The sequence below is a fragment of the Bombilactobacillus mellifer genome (genome assembly GCF_000970795.1).
Classification (GTDB): Bacteria; Bacillota; Bacilli; order Lactobacillales; family Lactobacillaceae; genus Bombilactobacillus; species Bombilactobacillus mellifer.
Map to the genome: position 1 here is coordinate 1,015,193 of NZ_KQ034028.1, position 16,030 is coordinate 1,031,222.

Here is a 16,030-nt window from a genome sequence, read left to right on the forward strand (position 1 = left end):
AAAGCGATTTCAAAAGATAGTTAAACTAACTAGACAAAACACCTATTATCAATTTCACAAAGTCTACCTGCTGACTAGTAAAATCTATGCGGTAGACTCTAGCAGTCTTTAGTCTTCACCCACTTTCAAAACCCAGTCCATAAAAAAAGTGATTGCGTATGCTTGTCGCACACAGCAATCACTTTGAGAATTATTTATCCATTGAAGACACATTCACCGCTTGTAATCCTTTAAAGCCCGGAGCAATTTGAAACTGAACTTTTTGTCCCGCAGCTAAAGTTCGATGCTGCTTAGTGGTTTGAATCGCCGTTTGATAAACAAAAATCGATTCGTTTGTGACATCAGTGATGATTTGACCATAGCCTTTACGGTCGTTAAACCAATCTACAACTCCGGTAATCAATTATCTAATCCTTCCGTTACTGCTTGAGGATAATTGTCGCGGACAATTTGCGCACAATGAGCACATAATTGTGCCAATTGCGGATCTTGACCTACATCTTGCGTAGTTCGCCGACAGCGTTGACAGACCTGACCAGCAGCGGGTTGCACCTCTACTTGAGCATGATCATATTGGTCTGCTTGTTGTAAAGGTTGAGCACTGAGTTGAAAATCTGAAACAATTAATAGTTGAGCAATGTTTTCATGCAAACTTTCTAAAAGTTTTTGCAATTGGTCATCAGGATGAACAATCACTTGTGCTTCCATTGATTTACCAATCATTTTATTATTACGTGCTTGTTCCAGTGATTTCAAGACATCATTGCGAAATTGTTCGAATTTTTGCCACTGATCTAACAATTGCTCCGCATTAGCAAAAGTTTGCGGTTGTGGCATATCTGTTAATTGCACATAATCTTCGGGTTCTTTGACTTGTAACCAAACCTGTTCCATCGTATGCGGCAAAACGGGGGTCAATAATTTAGCCAGTGCTACAACGACATCGTACATTACGGTTTGCATCTGTCGCCGGGCCAAAGCGTCCTTTGCTTCAATGTACACTACATCTTTGGCGAAATCTAAATAAAAAGCAGACAATTCATTGGTCAAAAAACCAACCACTCGTTTTTGAACATTAGCAAATTCAAATTCTTCATAATCTTGTTCCGCCGCAGCAATTAACTTTTGTAATTTGACTTCGATGTATTGATCCACTGAACGCAATTTATCATATGGTACACGGTTAACTGACGGATCAAAATCATCAGTGTTTGCTAACATAAACCGCATAGTATTCCGGATTTTCCGATAAGTTTCCGAAACTTGCCGGAAAGTATCAACAGAAACCGGTACATCCGAACTGGTATCGACTGAAGCCACCCATAACCGAATGATTTCCGCACCGAATTGTTTTTCAATATCACTAGGAACGATAACATTACCTAAAGATTTACTCATTTTGCGACCTTGACCGTCTAATGTAAAACCTTGAGATAAAATGCCCTTGTAAGGTGCTACTCCATTAACAGCAACCGAAGTAATTAAACTAGAATTAAACCAGCCCCGATACTGATCTGAGCCTTCCAAATACATATCCGACGGAAAACGCAAATAATCACGCCGTTTCAAAACCTGATGACTGGATCCGGAATCAAACCAAACATCCATGATATCTGTTTCTTTGGTAAATTTACCATGCGGACTGCCTTCATAAGTGAAGCCTTCTGGTAACAATTCCTGCGCTGATTTTTCAAACCAAATGTTAGACCCAAATTTACCTACTAAGTCGGCCACATGGTCAATGGTTTCCTTAGTCATAATCGGATCGCCATTTTCGGCATAAAAAATTGGTAAAGGAACTCCCCAAACTCGTTGCCGGGAGATGACCCAGTCACCACGATCCCGAATCATATTATATAACCGCGTTTTCCCCCAAGCCGGTTTGAATTCTAATGATTCAATTTGATCTAAAATATCCTGACGAATTGGATCAATTGAAGCAAACCATTGCGGCGTGGATCGGAAGATAACCGGTTTTTTAGTTCGCCAATCATGCGGATAACTATGCGTGAAAAAGTCTAATTTTAACATTAAGCCTTTTTCTGATAACCGTTTTGTCACCATTTTATTGGCATCTTCATAAAAAGCACCGGCAAAACCGGGAGCCTCGTCAGTCAAACAGCCATGATCGTCTACCGGTGATAATACTGGCAATTTATATTTCATACCTACTGTAAAATCGTCCGCACCTAATCCGGGGGCCGTATGGACTAAACCCGTGCCATCATCTAAAGTAACATGATCGCCCAAAATCAATAAAGAATCACGATCATAAAAAGGATGCTGCGCTACTAAGTATTCTAAGTCGGTACCTTTATAAGTTTTTAGAGTCTGGACATCTTCCCAGCCCAATACTTGGCTCATGGCAGTGACACGTTCACTAGCGACTACATATTTTTTACCACCCGCTACTTGAACTAAGGAATAATCAAACTTCGGATTCACACAAATTGCTTCATTAGCTGGCAAGGTCCAAGGGGTCGTCGTCCAAATAACAAAGTAGGCCTCGGGATCCACAATCCCTTTACCATCTTTGACTGGAAAGGCTACATAGAGTGATGGGGATTTAATATCATGATATTCTACCTCGGCTTCGGCTAAAGTAGATTCGGATGAAGGTGACCAGTAAATCGGCTTTTTCCCTCGATAAATTAGTCCTCTTTGAACCATTTTAGAGAAAACTAATAATTCATCCTTTTCAAAATCCGGCGTTAAAGTTAAATACGGATTATCCCATTCACCCAAAACTCCCAAACGTTTGAAATCCTGACGTTGTCGATTAACTTCTTTCATCGCATAATCTTGGCACATTTGGCGATAAGCGGAAGTTTTCATTTCTTTACGCTGGACACCCTGCTTGGCTAATTGTTGTTCAATGGGTAAGCCATGAGTATCCCAACCGGGAACATAAGGGGCATCATAACCTAACATCGATTTCGCACGTACGATGAAATCTTTAGTGATCTTATTAAGTGCGTGTCCCATATGAATATTGCCATTAGCATACGGAGGCCCATCGTGAAGAATAAATTTTGGTTTACCTTCATTTAATTTTTGACGCCGTTGGTAAATATGTTCTGATTCCCATTCTTGTTGCCATTCTGGTTCTTTTTGGGGTAAATTGCCCCGCATTGGAAATTTGGTCTTACCCAAATTTAATGTTGCTTTAATTTTCACAATATGCCTCCTGATACAAAAAAACGCCCTATAATTAGGACGAACCAATTCGCTATACCACCCAAAAGCTAGCATTAAAAACTATAAACTATAATTAAAAGTGATTAGTAGTGATTCAGAGCTTTATTTGGCTTCCACCGCTTCCAAACTCGCTAGAAAGATGAAAAATTACTAGAATCTTTTAATTTGGATTATGGTTCTGATTATCAACAATTTTAGGGGAATTGTCAATATCTTTATACTCATTTTGTGCTGGAGTTTGTTTTTCCGAATCACTATTGGTTAAAGATTGCTTTTGACTCTGACTATCAGTCGCATTATTTTTAATACTGTAAGCTAATTGTGACAAATTGTTCAAATATTCTTTAGCTTGAGCTTCAATTGTCGAAACGTCGACAGAATTTTCTTTATCGACTAACTGTTGCCATGGAGTTGACTGCAATAAACTCTGTTGTGCTTGCGCGACACTCTGCAAATTAGTATAATCCTGCTGCAATTGCCGTTGAATTCTTTGCGTTTGTTCTACTAACTGCTGAGCTTTGACTTTGGCATCATGAATCAGATCTTGTGAATGAGCAATAGCTTGATCCACCATTTTTTCCACTCGCGCCCGTGTCTGTTTAAGTAAAGTTTGTGCCTGAATATTGGCTTGTCCCTTGACTTGGTCCGCAGCATTTTGTGCCACAATAATTGATTCGTTAACAGTATTTTGTAATTCGTTAAAGTAAGATATTTGCTGTTGAGCATCACTTAAATCTTTTTGTGAAGTTTTTAATTGCTGCTCCAAATCATGGATATAATCAAACTGCTGGCTATAATCTTGAATAATTTGATCCAAAAAACCATCTACTTGATTACGATCATAACCTCGAATTTGCGAGCGAAAATTTTTATCTTGGATGTCTTTTGGCGTTAATACCATAAAAAATACCTCCATCAAAGCCGATAAATTTTAATATAAACTTTGTATTTTTGTGTTAACGTTTGCCCAATAAAATCTAAAATGATTACTTTACCCCAATGATGACAACTAATAGTGTCTCCTATTTGGATTTGAGTATCCACTTGTCGCGTGAGTAAACTATTAATCTGAACTTGACCGCTTTGAATTAACTTTTTCGCTTGCTGGCGTGATTTGTGAAAAGCTCGGGCAATAATAGCATCGAGACGAAAAGCAGGAGTTATTAACACTTCTTGACTACTATTATCAACAATATTCAAGCGCTGAGCGGTCGGCAAAGCAACTAATTGTACTGGAGTTGTATCAATTTGCTGCACCTCTTGAATAAATAAGGATGCAAAATTTAGATCCGTAAAAAACTGCCAAGCTTCCCCATTAGTAATAATATCACCAAAAGTACTGCGCTTTATACCTAAATTTGTTAATTTGCCAAGAATTTGATTATGATGTAGATGGTTAAATTTTGAATTAAATTGAATTCCCATAAGCTGAATTTCAAAATCTGACAAATTAATGGGAATATAAACGGGTGCTATTAAAATGCGTTGCCATTGCGCATGCGGATAGCCTCCATAATGATAGCACTGCCAATCGGGAAATTGGACAAGTGCTTGTTCCAGCAACAACCGTTGTTGTAAATCCACAAAAGGACTGAGTTGCAAACTGTCATACTGCAAAGCATTACGTAATAAGGACTGTAAAGCTGGTACTAATCTTTGATTATCATAGTTCATTTTAAATTAATTTGGTAATTAGATGCTCGATTATATCAATAACTAAAAAAGCCCAAATCGGAGATAAACTAATGCCAAAAATCGGAGGAATAATGCGGTCAAAAAATCCTAAAACAGGTTCCGTTAGACGCGCAAAAAACTGTCCGATTTTGGATTGATATGCTCCTGGTAACCAAGTTAATAAGGCGGCAATAATAATTACCCATTTATAAATTTCCATTATGTCAATTAAGACAATGGGTAAGCCAGTCACTAAATTAGTCAATAACTTCTTTCCTCATCTCATTCTGAAAAACTAGATGTTGTACTATCAATTTCAAAATTAGCTGGTGTGTAAAGAAAAATATTTTGATCCACCCGTACTAGATCTCCATTAATTGCATAAACCGTCCCAGTTAAAAAATCGGTAATGCGACACATCTGATTTTCGTTAACTTTTTTTAAATTAATGAGCACTGCCCGATCATTAAGCAAATCCTTGGCAATGTCTTTGGCATCTGCGTACCCCCGTGGTTCCAGGACTCGAATAATGCCATGACGACTAGCCTCGGGATTCATCGATAAGACATTATTTTTACGATCAGTCGCAGTAGTAATAGTTGGTTCTTCTGGAATGGCGGCATTTTCATCAGAAGTCGGGTCACTAGACATACCAAACCAATTAGCTAATTTTTCAAAAGCCATTTCTTGTACCTCCTAATTACGAGGATGGTGTTTCAAAAATGGGGGCATAGAATCCTCATCATCGTCATCATCATTTAATACGTTTGACGGGTTAAAAATATCAAAATCATTAACCGGTCCTTCTTGGCTATTACTTCTATCTCGTTGTGCTGAAGTACCTACTCCCCAAGGGTTACTATTTTCGTTTCGCAACGAATTAGTGTTAGTTGTAGAGGTCGGCCGATTTTCCGTTGGGGTGGTTTTACGATTTACCAGAGGTTGGTGTTCATTGTGATTCTGATCATCAATTCCCGTCGCAATGACAGTGACTTTAACCTCGTCATTCAAATTTTCATCAATTGAAGTTCCAAAAATAATATTAACATCTTCAGTAGCAGCATCAGAAACTATATTCGCAGCCTCTTGGGCTTCAAACAGTGATAAATCAGGACCACCCGTAATATTTAATAGTACTTGTTTGGCGCCATCAATTGATACTTCGAGTAAGGGCGATGATATAGCTTTTTTAGTCGCATCCACAATCCGATTTTCACCATTAGCAGTCCCGATACCCATTAATGCCGAACCTTGATTGGACATGACTGTTTTGACATCAGCAAAATCCAAATTCACAAAACCCGGAGAAGTAATTAAATCAGAAATTCCCTGTACGCCTTGGCGTAATACATCATCTGCGACATGTAAGGCCTCGTTCATTGGGGTTTTTTTGTCGACAATTTCCAATAATCGATTATTAGCAATAATGACCAAAGTATCAACATTTTGCTTTAATTCTTCAATTCCTTTATCCGCAAACTGTGCCCGCTTGGGTCCTTCAAACATAAAAGGTCGAGTAACTACCCCCACAGTTAAGGCGCCCGATTCTTTAGCAACACGTGCAATAATAGGTGCTGCACCAGTACCCGTGCCACCACCCATACCGGCAGTAATAAAGATCATATCTGAGTCCTTAAGCAAATCAGCGATGACATCTTCACTTTCTTCAGCGGCTTTTTGACCAACTTCTGGATCGGAACCGGCACCTAAGCCACGGGTTAACTTAGGACCTAACTGTAAGCGGGTATTGGCCTGGGACATATTTAATGCTTGCATATCTGTATTAGCAGCAATAAATTCAACCCCTTTAATATTTTCTTCAACCATGCGGTTAACCGCATTGCCCCCAGCACCGCCAACACCAATAACGCGAATTTTTGCTGTTGTTTCGCCTCGGGAATCTACTGCGTTATCCATCTAACAAAACCCTCCTGCTTCTACAGATTGCATTTTAATCAAAAAACTTTTTCCAAAAATTTTTAAATCTTTCACCAGTTGATGTTTTTTCTGTTTTTGGCTCCAGCGACCGAGCCTTAGTCTGGGCTGAATTGACTTCGGGAGAAGAAGTCATAGCTGGTCGTTGTTTTCGCGGTTGTATTTTAGGACCCCGCTGCATAATGACATCATGAGCGATTACATCAATTTCTGTTAAGCTCTGTGAATATGATACCAAACCCAGCCCCTCAGCGAAAGCCGGATGTCTTAATCCCATTTGATCTGGCACAAAAGTTTTTACTTTTACTCCCAAAATATTTTGCGCTAAAGTTTCGATGCCTGTAATTTCCGCTAAACCACCACTCAATACTACTCCGCCCGGCAAATTAAGGGCTTTGACCATGGTTAACGGTTTCCGTAAACGCTCGAAAATCTGCTGCAACCGGGCTTCAATAATTTCTGCTAAATATTTTGCCGAAATATTTTGTAATTCTTCTTGACCCACGACTTTAACTGGAAACTCTTCTGAATCAGAAGCACTCGCAGAATTAGCCTGACCATAATAGCGTTGTAATTTAGCTGCACTATCGAGCGTAGTGTTTAAAACCACTGAAATGTCATGCGTGACTAAATTACCACCTTCAGGGTCTACTGTGGCAAATTTCAATTTATTATCATGAATTACCGCTGCAGTCGTTTGCCCCCCACCTAAATCAATCAGAATCGACCCAAAGTTGCGTTCACCTTTGTCCAGAGCTACTTGGCCAATCGCACTGGGAGCAATAATTTCATTAGTCACATTTAAACCTGCTCGCCGAACAGCCATCAGGCAATTATGAATAATCGACTTGGGCAGCGAATACAAAATACCATTAAATTCTAACCGCGTGCCCAACATTTTTCGGGGATCTTTAATATTTTTAAAGCCATCAACTGTAAAGCTATTAGGGATTAAAGCAATGTATTCTTGTTCCGCAGGTAAAGTTTGTGTGAGTGAAGCTGCCATGACTTGATGAACATCATTATCGTCAATTTCTTTAGAATGATCATTTAAAGCAATCATGCCTTGACAAGAAAAAATCTGCAAGCCATTAGCCGGCAGGCCCACTACCACATCATGGATTTCGGTATTGGATTGAGAAGCCGCCTTATGCACCGCTGCTTGGATGGCTTGAGCCGCTTTGTCAATGTCCACAATAACCCCCCGATCCATTCCCTGGGCGTGAACACTGCCTACGCCAATAATGCTTAATTGATCTGGCGCGGCATTGGCAACAACCACTTTCATAGAAGTTGTGCCAATGTCTAAACTTACTATAATTTTTGAATCATTCATCAAGTCGATCCCCCTGCAAACTTTGTTTAATCTAGCAATGGAATGTTCATATAAAATATTTTTATTATAAATAATAAAGGTAAAATAATGAAGCAATATATATTAATAATTATTTGGGACGTGAATATGCACCTAACTCTAAGTTTACCACTCCTTTTTCCGACATTCGACTAGCAATCGCGGGATAATAACGCAACTTGGTTTTTAAGGTGCGAATGTCTCCAATCACACAGTTACCGTCATTCATATACAATTTTAAACGATAAGGATAAAGTGATTTTCGCGGTGATCCATGAATTTCTGAAATATCATTGCGTAATTTAGGAGCTAAACTTAAATATAAGTGAATAATTTGTTTTAATGACGTATGCGGCCCAAAAGTTTGATATACTGGAAAACTTCCGATCGGCTGTTGCAACTTCGGTTTAATTATTTGATTGTTTTCTAACACCCGAAAGTACCCATCATTTTTAACCACAAAGCCCACTGTTTGGTATTCGGTAACACTAATTTTTAATTGATTAAAATTGGAAAATCGAAAACTTACCTGCTTAACTAAGGGTACTTGAGTTTTAATTTGCCGTTTTAATTGCCGCTGTTGCAACAAAGTTAGTAGAACTGAAGAATTACTATTAATTTTCGTGGCGTCAATAATCTGTTGTTCGCCTAAATAATTAACTCCTGAAACCGAAATTTTCGCGACTCGACCTAAAGGTGAAAACCAGTAACCCCAAAAAATCACTAATAAAGCTAAAAAAATTATAAAATAACTTTTTAAAGATATCTGACTTAATGCCTTTAACAATGTCCAGCGTGATTTTGACCGCTTCGAATGCGAAGCTTTATAAGTATTGTGTTTTAAATACAACAAATTATCATCTGGAGAGCGTCGTTTTTTACCCATAAGATCACTTCGCTTTTGCAATTAGCTCTAACATAACCTTAATCATACGATCACTGGCATCAACTACGCCAATTTTTTGCGATCTTTGTTGCATTTTTGCTAATAACTGCGGCTGGATCATTAATTGATTAATCTGTTGTAATAATCGAGTCGCAGTTAATTCACTTTCGGGAATCATGACAGCTGCATGTTGTTCCACCAATGCCTGGGCGTTTTTAGTTTGATGATCATGAGTCACATAAGGACTCGGAATAAAAATAGCAGGAATACCTAAAGCTGTTAATTCAGCAATCGAGGTCGCTCCACTACGACCTACTACCAACGCTACATCAGGTAATATCGCCGGCATATCATCAATATAGGGCAATATTCGGACATTGGCAGGCAGAGTTGATGATAACTGTTTTTGCACTTTTTCATAATGCACTTTGCCAGTTACGAATAAAACTTGATAAGACAAACGTGCCACTTGTGGAATTAATTGAATGACTGCGCGATTAATAGGAGCTGCTCCCCGGCTACCACCGAAAATTAATACCGTTGCTAAATCGCTTCGCAAGCCTATTTCTTGCAGCCGCTTATTCGGCTTTAAATGAGCTACTTCTTGAGCTCTGGGGTTTCCAGTAAAAACTAATTTCTTTTTTTCACTAAATTGCGTTGCTGCCTCTGGAAAAGCATAAGCAATTTTATCCACAAAATGACCTAAAAATTTATTAGTTAATCCGGCAATGGAGTTTTGCTCATGAATAATTGTCGGAATTTTTTGCCGATGCGCCGCATAGACCACCGCACTAGAAACATAGCCCCCCGTACCTACAACAATATCAGGTTGAAATTTTTGAATAATTTTGCGGGCCCGGGAAATACTCTGTAAAAACAATTTGACAGTTGTCACATTTTCCCAAGTTAACTTACGTTTAAAACCTTGAATGTCAATCACTTCAAAGGGAATTTGCGCTTGAGTAATAATTTTTTGTTCCAGGCCTGTTTTGGTACCTACATATAAAATGGATTCCAATAAATGACGAGCTTGTAAACGTTTAATCAGTGCTAAAGCGGGATAGATATGTCCTCCCGTTCCACCACCAGAAACAATTACTCTCATATCCTAATCACCCAAATCTTTAATATCTTGAATAAAACGGTCACCCCGTTGTTCAAAAGTTTGAAACTGATCCCAACTAGCAGCCGCAGGTGACAGTAATAATACATCTCCCGGCTGACACAGAGGCCAAGCACTGACAACAGCTTGATCCAAGTTATCCACTATTTTAATGGTTTGAATATGCGCTTTTTGCGCCGCCGCTGCCATTAAGTGCTTTGTTTGCCCATATAACACAATGGCCTTCACATTTTGCATAGATGCCACTAATTCATCAAATTGAAAGCCCCGATCTAAACCACCAGCGATCAAAACTGTCGGTTCTGTAAACGAATTTAAGGCAACTTTAGTGGCTTCGATATTGGTTGCCTTTGAATCGTTATAAATTTTAACCCCTTGTTTTGTCGTTAAATACTGAATTCGATGTTTGACACCCGTAAATGTCGAGAGAACTGCGCGGATATCGGCGTTACTTTTTTTCATAATTTTGGCCACTGCAATTGCGGCTAAACAATTTTCAATATTATGGGGGCCAGGTAAAGCTACTTCCGCTACGGAGATGATCGCTTCACCACGATAATATAAGGTGCCGTCTTGCTGGTAGGCTCCTTGTTTTGTATAGTTAGTCCGTGAGAAAGGAATAATTTGGGCTTGGCTTTGTTGACTCAATTGCCGCCATTCCGCCTGATCAAAATTAACCACAAAATAATCAGTTGCTGTTTGGTTTTTGGTAATATTCATTTTGGCTTTAACGTAATTAGCACGGGTTTTATGATAATCTAGATGTGCCTCATATATATTAGTCAATACCGCAATTTTAGGTTTCAGCTGTTGAACCCCCAACAATTGAAAGCTAGAGGTCTCCACCACAATGTCATCTTGAGCTGTGGCCTGTTGCACCACTTCACTTACCGGAATACCAATATTCCCTGCTTTATAAGCATGCCCGTGCTGGCGATGATGGTCTAAAATCAATTGAATTAAAGTAGTCGTGGTCGTTTTACCATTAGAACCAGTGACACAAATAAAAGGAGCCTCAGATACACGATAAGCTAACTCCGGTTCCGTAATAATTGGCAGTTTTAAATGCAGCGCCTGTTGAACCATGGGATTATCATACCCAATTCCAGGATTTTTAACCATTAATGCAAAATGTTTTTGAAAAAGAGCCACATCATGATGACCACTGACAATTTCTATACCCGCATCCACTAATTGTTGTGCGCGTTTATTGTGTGTTAAATCTTGCGCATCATTCAAAGTCACTTGGGCTCCTAAATGCTGCAACAATAATGCTGCACTATAACCACTTTTACCTAAGCCAAGAACTAACACTTTTTTTTGACGAAAATCGTCAATTTCTTTCATGAACTTAAACTTCCTATCCTATAAAAATTACTAGATAACTGATTGCAGCAATTAAACCAACCATCCAGAAAACCAGAACTATTTGCCATTCGGACCAGCCAGATAACTCAAAATGGTGATGAATGGGTGTCATTTTGAAAATCCGTTTATGCGTCCGCCTAAAAACAGCCACCTGAAGCATCACACTGGCTGTTTCAATAACAAACACAATGCCAATCCAAAGTAGTGACCAAGGAACATTTAAAGTAATAGCTAACACGGCTAAACCAGCTCCTAAAGCCAAAGAACCCACATCGCCCATAAAAATTTTGGCCGGCTTGTGATTAAAAGCCAAAAAAGCTACCAAGGCTCCCACAACCGACAAACAAGCAATTAAAATGTCCCAATTTTGTTGTTGATATGCAATATAACCGTAAGCACTATAAGCAATAGCTGCTAACCCGCCAACTAATCCATCTAAACCATCGGTTAAATTTACGGCGTTGGAAAAACCTACAATCCAAATTAAAGCAAAAACCAAAAAAATAATTCGCGAATGAATAATCCAATCGCCTAACGCCAAATCATGAGGTAATTGGTAAAAATACGCAATTCCAATGTAGAACAGTGCAAATAAGACTTGTAAACTGGCTTTTTGACCAGCCTTGAGTCCTAAATTACGATGTTTGCGTAATTTAATAAAATCATCCATAAAACCAATTAACCCAAAAAGAATCATTACTAAATTAATTAAAATTAGCGAGATGGTGTAACTCTGGAAATACGAACTTACCCAAATATTGGTTAAAACCAAAGCTAGTAGAAAAATGACCCCGCCCATTGTGGGAGTCCCCGCTTTATAATCTTGCCATTTCGGACCTTCTGTCCGAATTTGTTGTCCTTCTTGATGAATGCGCATCATTTTTATAAACAAAGGCATTAGTATGATCACAATAATTCCACTACTTAAAAATGGAATCAGTAACTTTAACAGTTCCATGGTTTCCTCTCTCTTATTTATTTTAGTTGCACAATGATTTGATCGACTTTATTTAAAATCGCTCCGGGAGCAACGCTTTGTTGAACAGCATAGCCGTGCCCTTCCATAACAATCTTTTTGCCAGTTATATAAGATAATTTCAATAAATCATTTTTGGACCAATCCTTGACATCCGGCATGGTCATCAAACCATTGGTCAATAAAATCACACGTTGATCCGTGAGAATTTTTGATTTGGCAACTGGCAATTGTTGCACAATCGTATTACCAGTACCGACAACTCCGACTTTTAACTTTCTTTTTTCTAATTGATTGATGGATTGTTGGCGTGATTTACCTGTCATATCAGCAACCGCAATTGCTTCCGTTTGTGCAGATACATTTTCTATTGTACCTGTTCCTAATAGGCGTTGCATCATTGGATTAAAAACTTCTGATAATATTTTTTCCGGTGCTTCGGTTAGCGATTGTGGCTGCTCCATTGTAATATAAACTAAATATTTAGGATTGGACGCTGGAGCTAACCCAGCTACAGAATAGATATAATCATTGCTCCCGGTTAAATAATTACCATTTTGACCGGGAATTTGGGCGGTACCGGTTTTAACAGCGATATCTTGATTATCTATTTTATAAGCCTGACCGGTCCCATAATCTTTTTGTACCACATCACGCATAGCTGCTAAAACCGCTTTAGCTGTTTTGGCAGTAATGGGCTGCCCTGCCACGTGCGGGGGCAGTTTTTTGACTTGGCCGGTATTCGGATCCACAATTTGAGAAACAATTCGTGGCCGCATCATCTGACCCTTATTCCCTACTGCACTTAGAGCTTGAACCATTTGCAAGGCTGTAACCGCCACACTTTGACCAAAGGCAGTGACAGCTTGATCAGAAGTGCGTTGAAAATTAATTTTCCCTCTGACTTCTTCAGGTAAGGTAACGCCCGTTTTTTGTCCAATATGAAAGGTTTTGAGATATTTTAACCAACGATCAGCTCCTATTTGTTGTTCTAAAAATACCATGCCGACATTACTAGAGCGGGGAAAAGCTTCACTCAAGGGAATATCACCCCAACCGGTATGATTCCAATCATTAATAACTCGGCCGCCGACAGTGACTGATCCGGAATGGTAGTATTGATTCGGATTATAACGATGCGAATTAATGGCGGTCGCCAAAGTCAAAACTTTAAAGACTGACCCCGGTTCATAAGTGATTTGAGTCGCCTGATTGAGCCAGGCTTTGTTGAGGCCGACTTTTGTCACTGGGTTAAAAGATGGCCGCTGAGTGATTGCTAAAATATCTCCAGTTTTGGGATTAGTCACAATCGCTTGAATTTGGCGCGGACGGTATTTGCGATAAACAGTTTTAATTAAAGTTTCTAAATATTGCTGATAATTCTGATCGAGTGTAGTATAAATATTTTTGCCTTGAATTGGAGTCTTAATAGCTGGACGAGTTTGTGGTAAGGTATATCCCTCCGGATCGGTATTTCGAATCTCATAGCCATTTTTCCCTTGCAATTCTTTATTAAAATATTGTTCCAAACCCATGGTTCCTTGTAAATCAGTTTGCTGGTGTTTTGTAACTGGTTGAGCCAAACCAATGGTATTAGAGGCAAAAACTTCATTAGGATAAGAACGGGCGGCTGTCGAATAAAAATAGATGCCAGGCAGATGATGCTGCTCAATGGCCATTTTCACATTTAAACTTAAATTATGTCCGGCACTGCCGAATTCAACTTGGAAAGTGTTTTTATTTTTAGGTGTCAAAATCCGATAAATCTCACTTTCACTCAAAGGAATATACTGACTTAAAATATGAGCGGTGCGAGTTTTATCAACCACATATAAAGGCTTATGCTGATTGTCTTTATAATTTTTATTGAGAACTGCGTAAATTTGATAAGATTTATCACTATAGGCAATTTTAGAACCATCATGAGCATATATGGTTCCGCGCTGTGCCCACAATATTTTTTGGTGTCGATATTTATCGGTGGTTCGCTGATTAAGATCAACATTTCCCACATGACCACTTACAGCAATGTAGGCAAATCGGCTAAGCCCTCCCATAAAAAATAAGGCAGCCACGATCAAAAACCAAATTCCCACAATTTTTCGATCATGCCGTGCCTTTTTAATTATGTACTGCCGTCTGTTGCCTGTCATTTTCATTTAGAAATGTTCCTTACATTTTCATTTTTTAAGCTTAAATGATGTTGTTCGGCAATTCGCAGTAAACGTGAAGAATTATTCAGTTCGCTAATTTCTTGACGTAAATTACTATTTTGATTTTGGACCGTTTCCATTTTGGCTGATAAATCTTGGACTTGTCTTTGTTGTTGCGCATTATCTGTCCGTAGGCCAATCAAAGCTAAAGTACAAACAAAAGTCAAAACACCAATCATTACAACCAGTATTTTTTCAGTTTTCGAAAAAGGCACAGCTTGATTTTCAACCGCAATGACTCGTTGTAAGCTATTATCTTGTTGTGGTTGGACTTTTGGTTGTGTTACATTTTCTGTTTTCCTAGCAGCTGTTTGAGCCATAAAATAATCCCCAATACTATTAGTGTAGCTTTTGTGCAATACGCAAATGTGCGCTATGTGCACGATGATTGTGTTTTAATTCCGTAGGATCTGCGGTAATTGGTTTTTTAGTAATAATTTTTAAGGTTGGTTGTAATTCAGGAGGAATCACTGGCAAATCCCGTGGTACATCTGGTTGAGCATATTTTCGGAAAATTTGCTTAACAATGCGATCCTCCAACGATTGAAAAGTAATGACACTGATCAAACCGTGTGGACGCAACAATTGAATAGCTTGCTCTAAAGAAGTCTGTAAAGATTGTAATTCATCATTAACAGCAATCCTTAAGGCTTGAAATGTTCTTTTGGCGGGATTTTTGCCTGTCCGCCGAGCGGCAGCAGGAATTGCTTCTTTAATTAAATCAACTAATTGAAAAGTAGTAACAATAGGTTGCTGCTCACGTTGCTGAACAATTAAACGGGCAATGCGCTTAGCATACTTTTCATCTCCATAACGAAATAAAATGTCGGCTAATTGCTTATAATCCCATTGATTAACGATTTGATAAGCATCTTTAGTTTGCGTCTGATCCATGCGCATATCTAACCGGGCGTTAAAACGGTAACTAAACCCCCGTTGAGGATCATCAAATTGTGGTGATGAAACTCCCAAGTCATAACAAATCCCATCAATTTGCTTGATCTGCCGTTTGGATAGTTCGGCTTTTAAATTCGTAAAATTTCGAGCAATTAAAGTTAATGAATTATCAGTCTGCTGGTGCACTTGTTGTACCAAGGCCTGTCCACTTGCAATGGCTGCTTGATCACGATCAAATGCTAATACTTGTAAATGGTGCGCCTGCTGCAACAAATAACGGCAGTGGCCGCCGCGTCCAAAAGTCGCATCCACATAAATTCCCCCATCGTGTACTTGTAGTGCATCAATGGTCGGCTTTAATAAGACGGTCTCATGTTGCAACATTAACAAATTCAGGCTCCTTAAA

General features: G+C 38.9%; 15 protein-coding genes. All 15 read right to left on the reverse strand.

Annotated elements, in window-relative coordinates; genetic code table 11:
* Positions 1-190 precede the first annotated feature (190 nt).
* The 15 genes from JG30_RS04905 to rsmH all read right to left on the reverse strand — a co-directional run bounded on the left by JG30_RS04905 (position 191) and on the right by rsmH (position 16,008).
* Entirely contained in the window at positions 191-403 is a 213-nt protein-coding gene (locus JG30_RS04905; protein ID WP_046316645.1) for a cold-shock protein, read from the reverse strand.
* Positions 400-3,177, reverse strand: coding sequence for an isoleucine--tRNA ligase (gene ileS, locus JG30_RS04910; protein WP_046316647.1), 2,778 nt, complete (start codon positions 3,175-3,177; stop codon positions 400-402). Before ileS ends, JG30_RS04905 begins: the two co-directional genes overlap by 4 nt.
* 181 nt (positions 3,178-3,358) lie before the next feature.
* Entirely contained in the window at positions 3,359-4,099 is a 741-nt protein-coding gene (locus JG30_RS04915; protein WP_046316648.1) for a DivIVA domain-containing protein, read from the reverse strand.
* 14 nt (positions 4,100-4,113) lie between these two features.
* Entirely contained in the window at positions 4,114-4,872 is a 759-nt protein-coding gene (locus JG30_RS04920; RefSeq protein WP_046316650.1) for a YlmH/Sll1252 family protein, read from the reverse strand.
* A 1-nt stretch (position 4,873) separates the two neighbouring features.
* Positions 4,874-5,137, reverse strand: a complete 264-nt coding sequence (locus tag JG30_RS04925; RefSeq protein ID WP_232354602.1) for a YggT family protein — start codon at positions 5,135-5,137, stop codon at positions 4,874-4,876.
* A 17-nt stretch (positions 5,138-5,154) separates the two neighbouring features.
* Positions 5,155-5,556, reverse strand: coding sequence for a cell division protein SepF (locus tag JG30_RS04930; protein ID WP_046316652.1), 402 nt, complete (start codon positions 5,554-5,556; stop codon positions 5,155-5,157).
* Positions 5,557-5,568: 12 nt separating this feature from the next.
* Positions 5,569-6,789: a cell division protein FtsZ gene (gene ftsZ / locus JG30_RS04935; RefSeq protein ID WP_046316653.1), complete on the reverse strand. Its 1,221-nt coding sequence runs from the start codon at positions 6,787-6,789 to the stop codon at positions 5,569-5,571.
* A gap of 34 nt (positions 6,790-6,823) precedes the next feature.
* Complete coding sequence (gene ftsA / locus JG30_RS04940) at positions 6,824-8,143, reverse strand: cell division protein FtsA (protein WP_046316655.1); 1,320 nt, start codon at positions 8,141-8,143, stop codon at positions 6,824-6,826.
* Between the two features lie 109 nt (positions 8,144-8,252).
* A complete protein-coding gene (locus JG30_RS04945) occupies positions 8,253-9,047 on the reverse strand; it encodes a cell division protein FtsQ/DivIB (protein ID WP_046316657.1) in 795 nt (264 codons plus the stop codon).
* A gap of 4 nt (positions 9,048-9,051) precedes the next feature.
* Positions 9,052-10,152: an undecaprenyldiphospho-muramoylpentapeptide beta-N-acetylglucosaminyltransferase gene (murG, locus tag JG30_RS04950; RefSeq protein ID WP_046316659.1), complete on the reverse strand. Its 1,101-nt coding sequence runs from the start codon at positions 10,150-10,152 to the stop codon at positions 9,052-9,054.
* A gap of 3 nt (positions 10,153-10,155) precedes the next feature.
* Positions 10,156-11,517 carry a UDP-N-acetylmuramoyl-L-alanine--D-glutamate ligase gene (murD, locus tag JG30_RS04955; RefSeq protein ID WP_046316661.1) on the reverse strand — a complete coding sequence of 454 codons (1,362 nt, stop codon included), beginning with the start codon at positions 11,515-11,517 and terminating at the stop codon, positions 10,156-10,158.
* A 13-nt stretch (positions 11,518-11,530) separates the two neighbouring features.
* The gene (mraY, locus tag JG30_RS04960; protein WP_046316663.1) at positions 11,531-12,496 is read right to left on the reverse strand and encodes a phospho-N-acetylmuramoyl-pentapeptide-transferase; all 966 of its coding nucleotides are present in this window, start codon (positions 12,494-12,496) and stop codon (positions 11,531-11,533) included.
* A gap of 17 nt (positions 12,497-12,513) precedes the next feature.
* Positions 12,514-14,673: a penicillin-binding protein gene (locus JG30_RS04965; protein WP_046316665.1), complete on the reverse strand. Its 2,160-nt coding sequence runs from the start codon at positions 14,671-14,673 to the stop codon at positions 12,514-12,516.
* Positions 14,670-15,047, reverse strand: a complete 378-nt coding sequence (gene ftsL, locus JG30_RS04970; protein ID WP_046316667.1) for a cell division protein FtsL — start codon at positions 15,045-15,047, stop codon at positions 14,670-14,672. Before ftsL ends, JG30_RS04965 begins: the two co-directional genes overlap by 4 nt.
* Before the next feature lie 19 nt (positions 15,048-15,066).
* Positions 15,067-16,008 (reverse strand): 16S rRNA (cytosine(1402)-N(4))-methyltransferase RsmH, encoded by a 942-nt coding sequence (gene rsmH / locus JG30_RS04975; RefSeq protein ID WP_046317259.1) that lies wholly within the window; start codon positions 16,006-16,008, stop codon positions 15,067-15,069.
* Positions 16,009-16,030: the final 22 nt, after the last annotated feature.

Excerpts from the sequence above, each read along its gene's own strand:
- JG30_RS04915 (WP_046316648.1), bottom strand. The coding sequence starts at position 4,099 with ATGGTATTAACGCCAAAAGACATCCAAGATAAAAATTTTCGCTCGCAA.
- JG30_RS04920 (WP_046316650.1), bottom strand. The coding sequence starts at position 4,872 with ATGAACTATGATAATCAAAGATTAGTACCAGCTTTACAGTCCTTATTA.
- JG30_RS04930 (WP_046316652.1), bottom strand. The coding sequence starts at position 5,556 with ATGGCTTTTGAAAAATTAGCTAATTGGTTTGGTATGTCTAGTGACCCG.
- ftsZ (WP_046316653.1), bottom strand. The coding sequence starts at position 6,789 with ATGGATAACGCAGTAGATTCCCGAGGCGAAACAACAGCAAAAATTCGC.
- ftsA (WP_046316655.1), bottom strand. The coding sequence starts at position 8,143 with ATGAATGATTCAAAAATTATAGTAAGTTTAGACATTGGCACAACTTCT.
- JG30_RS04945 (WP_046316657.1), bottom strand. The coding sequence starts at position 9,047 with ATGGGTAAAAAACGACGCTCTCCAGATGATAATTTGTTGTATTTAAAA.
- murG (WP_046316659.1), bottom strand. The coding sequence starts at position 10,152 with ATGAGAGTAATTGTTTCTGGTGGTGGAACGGGAGGACATATCTATCCC.
- murD (WP_046316661.1), bottom strand. The coding sequence starts at position 11,517 with ATGAAAGAAATTGACGATTTTCGTCAAAAAAAAGTGTTAGTTCTTGGC.
- mraY (WP_046316663.1), bottom strand. The coding sequence starts at position 12,496 with ATGGAACTGTTAAAGTTACTGATTCCATTTTTAAGTAGTGGAATTATT.
- JG30_RS04965 (WP_046316665.1), bottom strand. The coding sequence starts at position 14,673 with ATGAAAATGACAGGCAACAGACGGCAGTACATAATTAAAAAGGCACGG.
- ftsL (WP_046316667.1), bottom strand. The coding sequence starts at position 15,047 with ATGGCTCAAACAGCTGCTAGGAAAACAGAAAATGTAACACAACCAAAA.
- rsmH (WP_046317259.1), bottom strand. The coding sequence starts at position 16,008 with ATGTTGCAACATGAGACCGTCTTATTAAAGCCGACCATTGATGCACTA.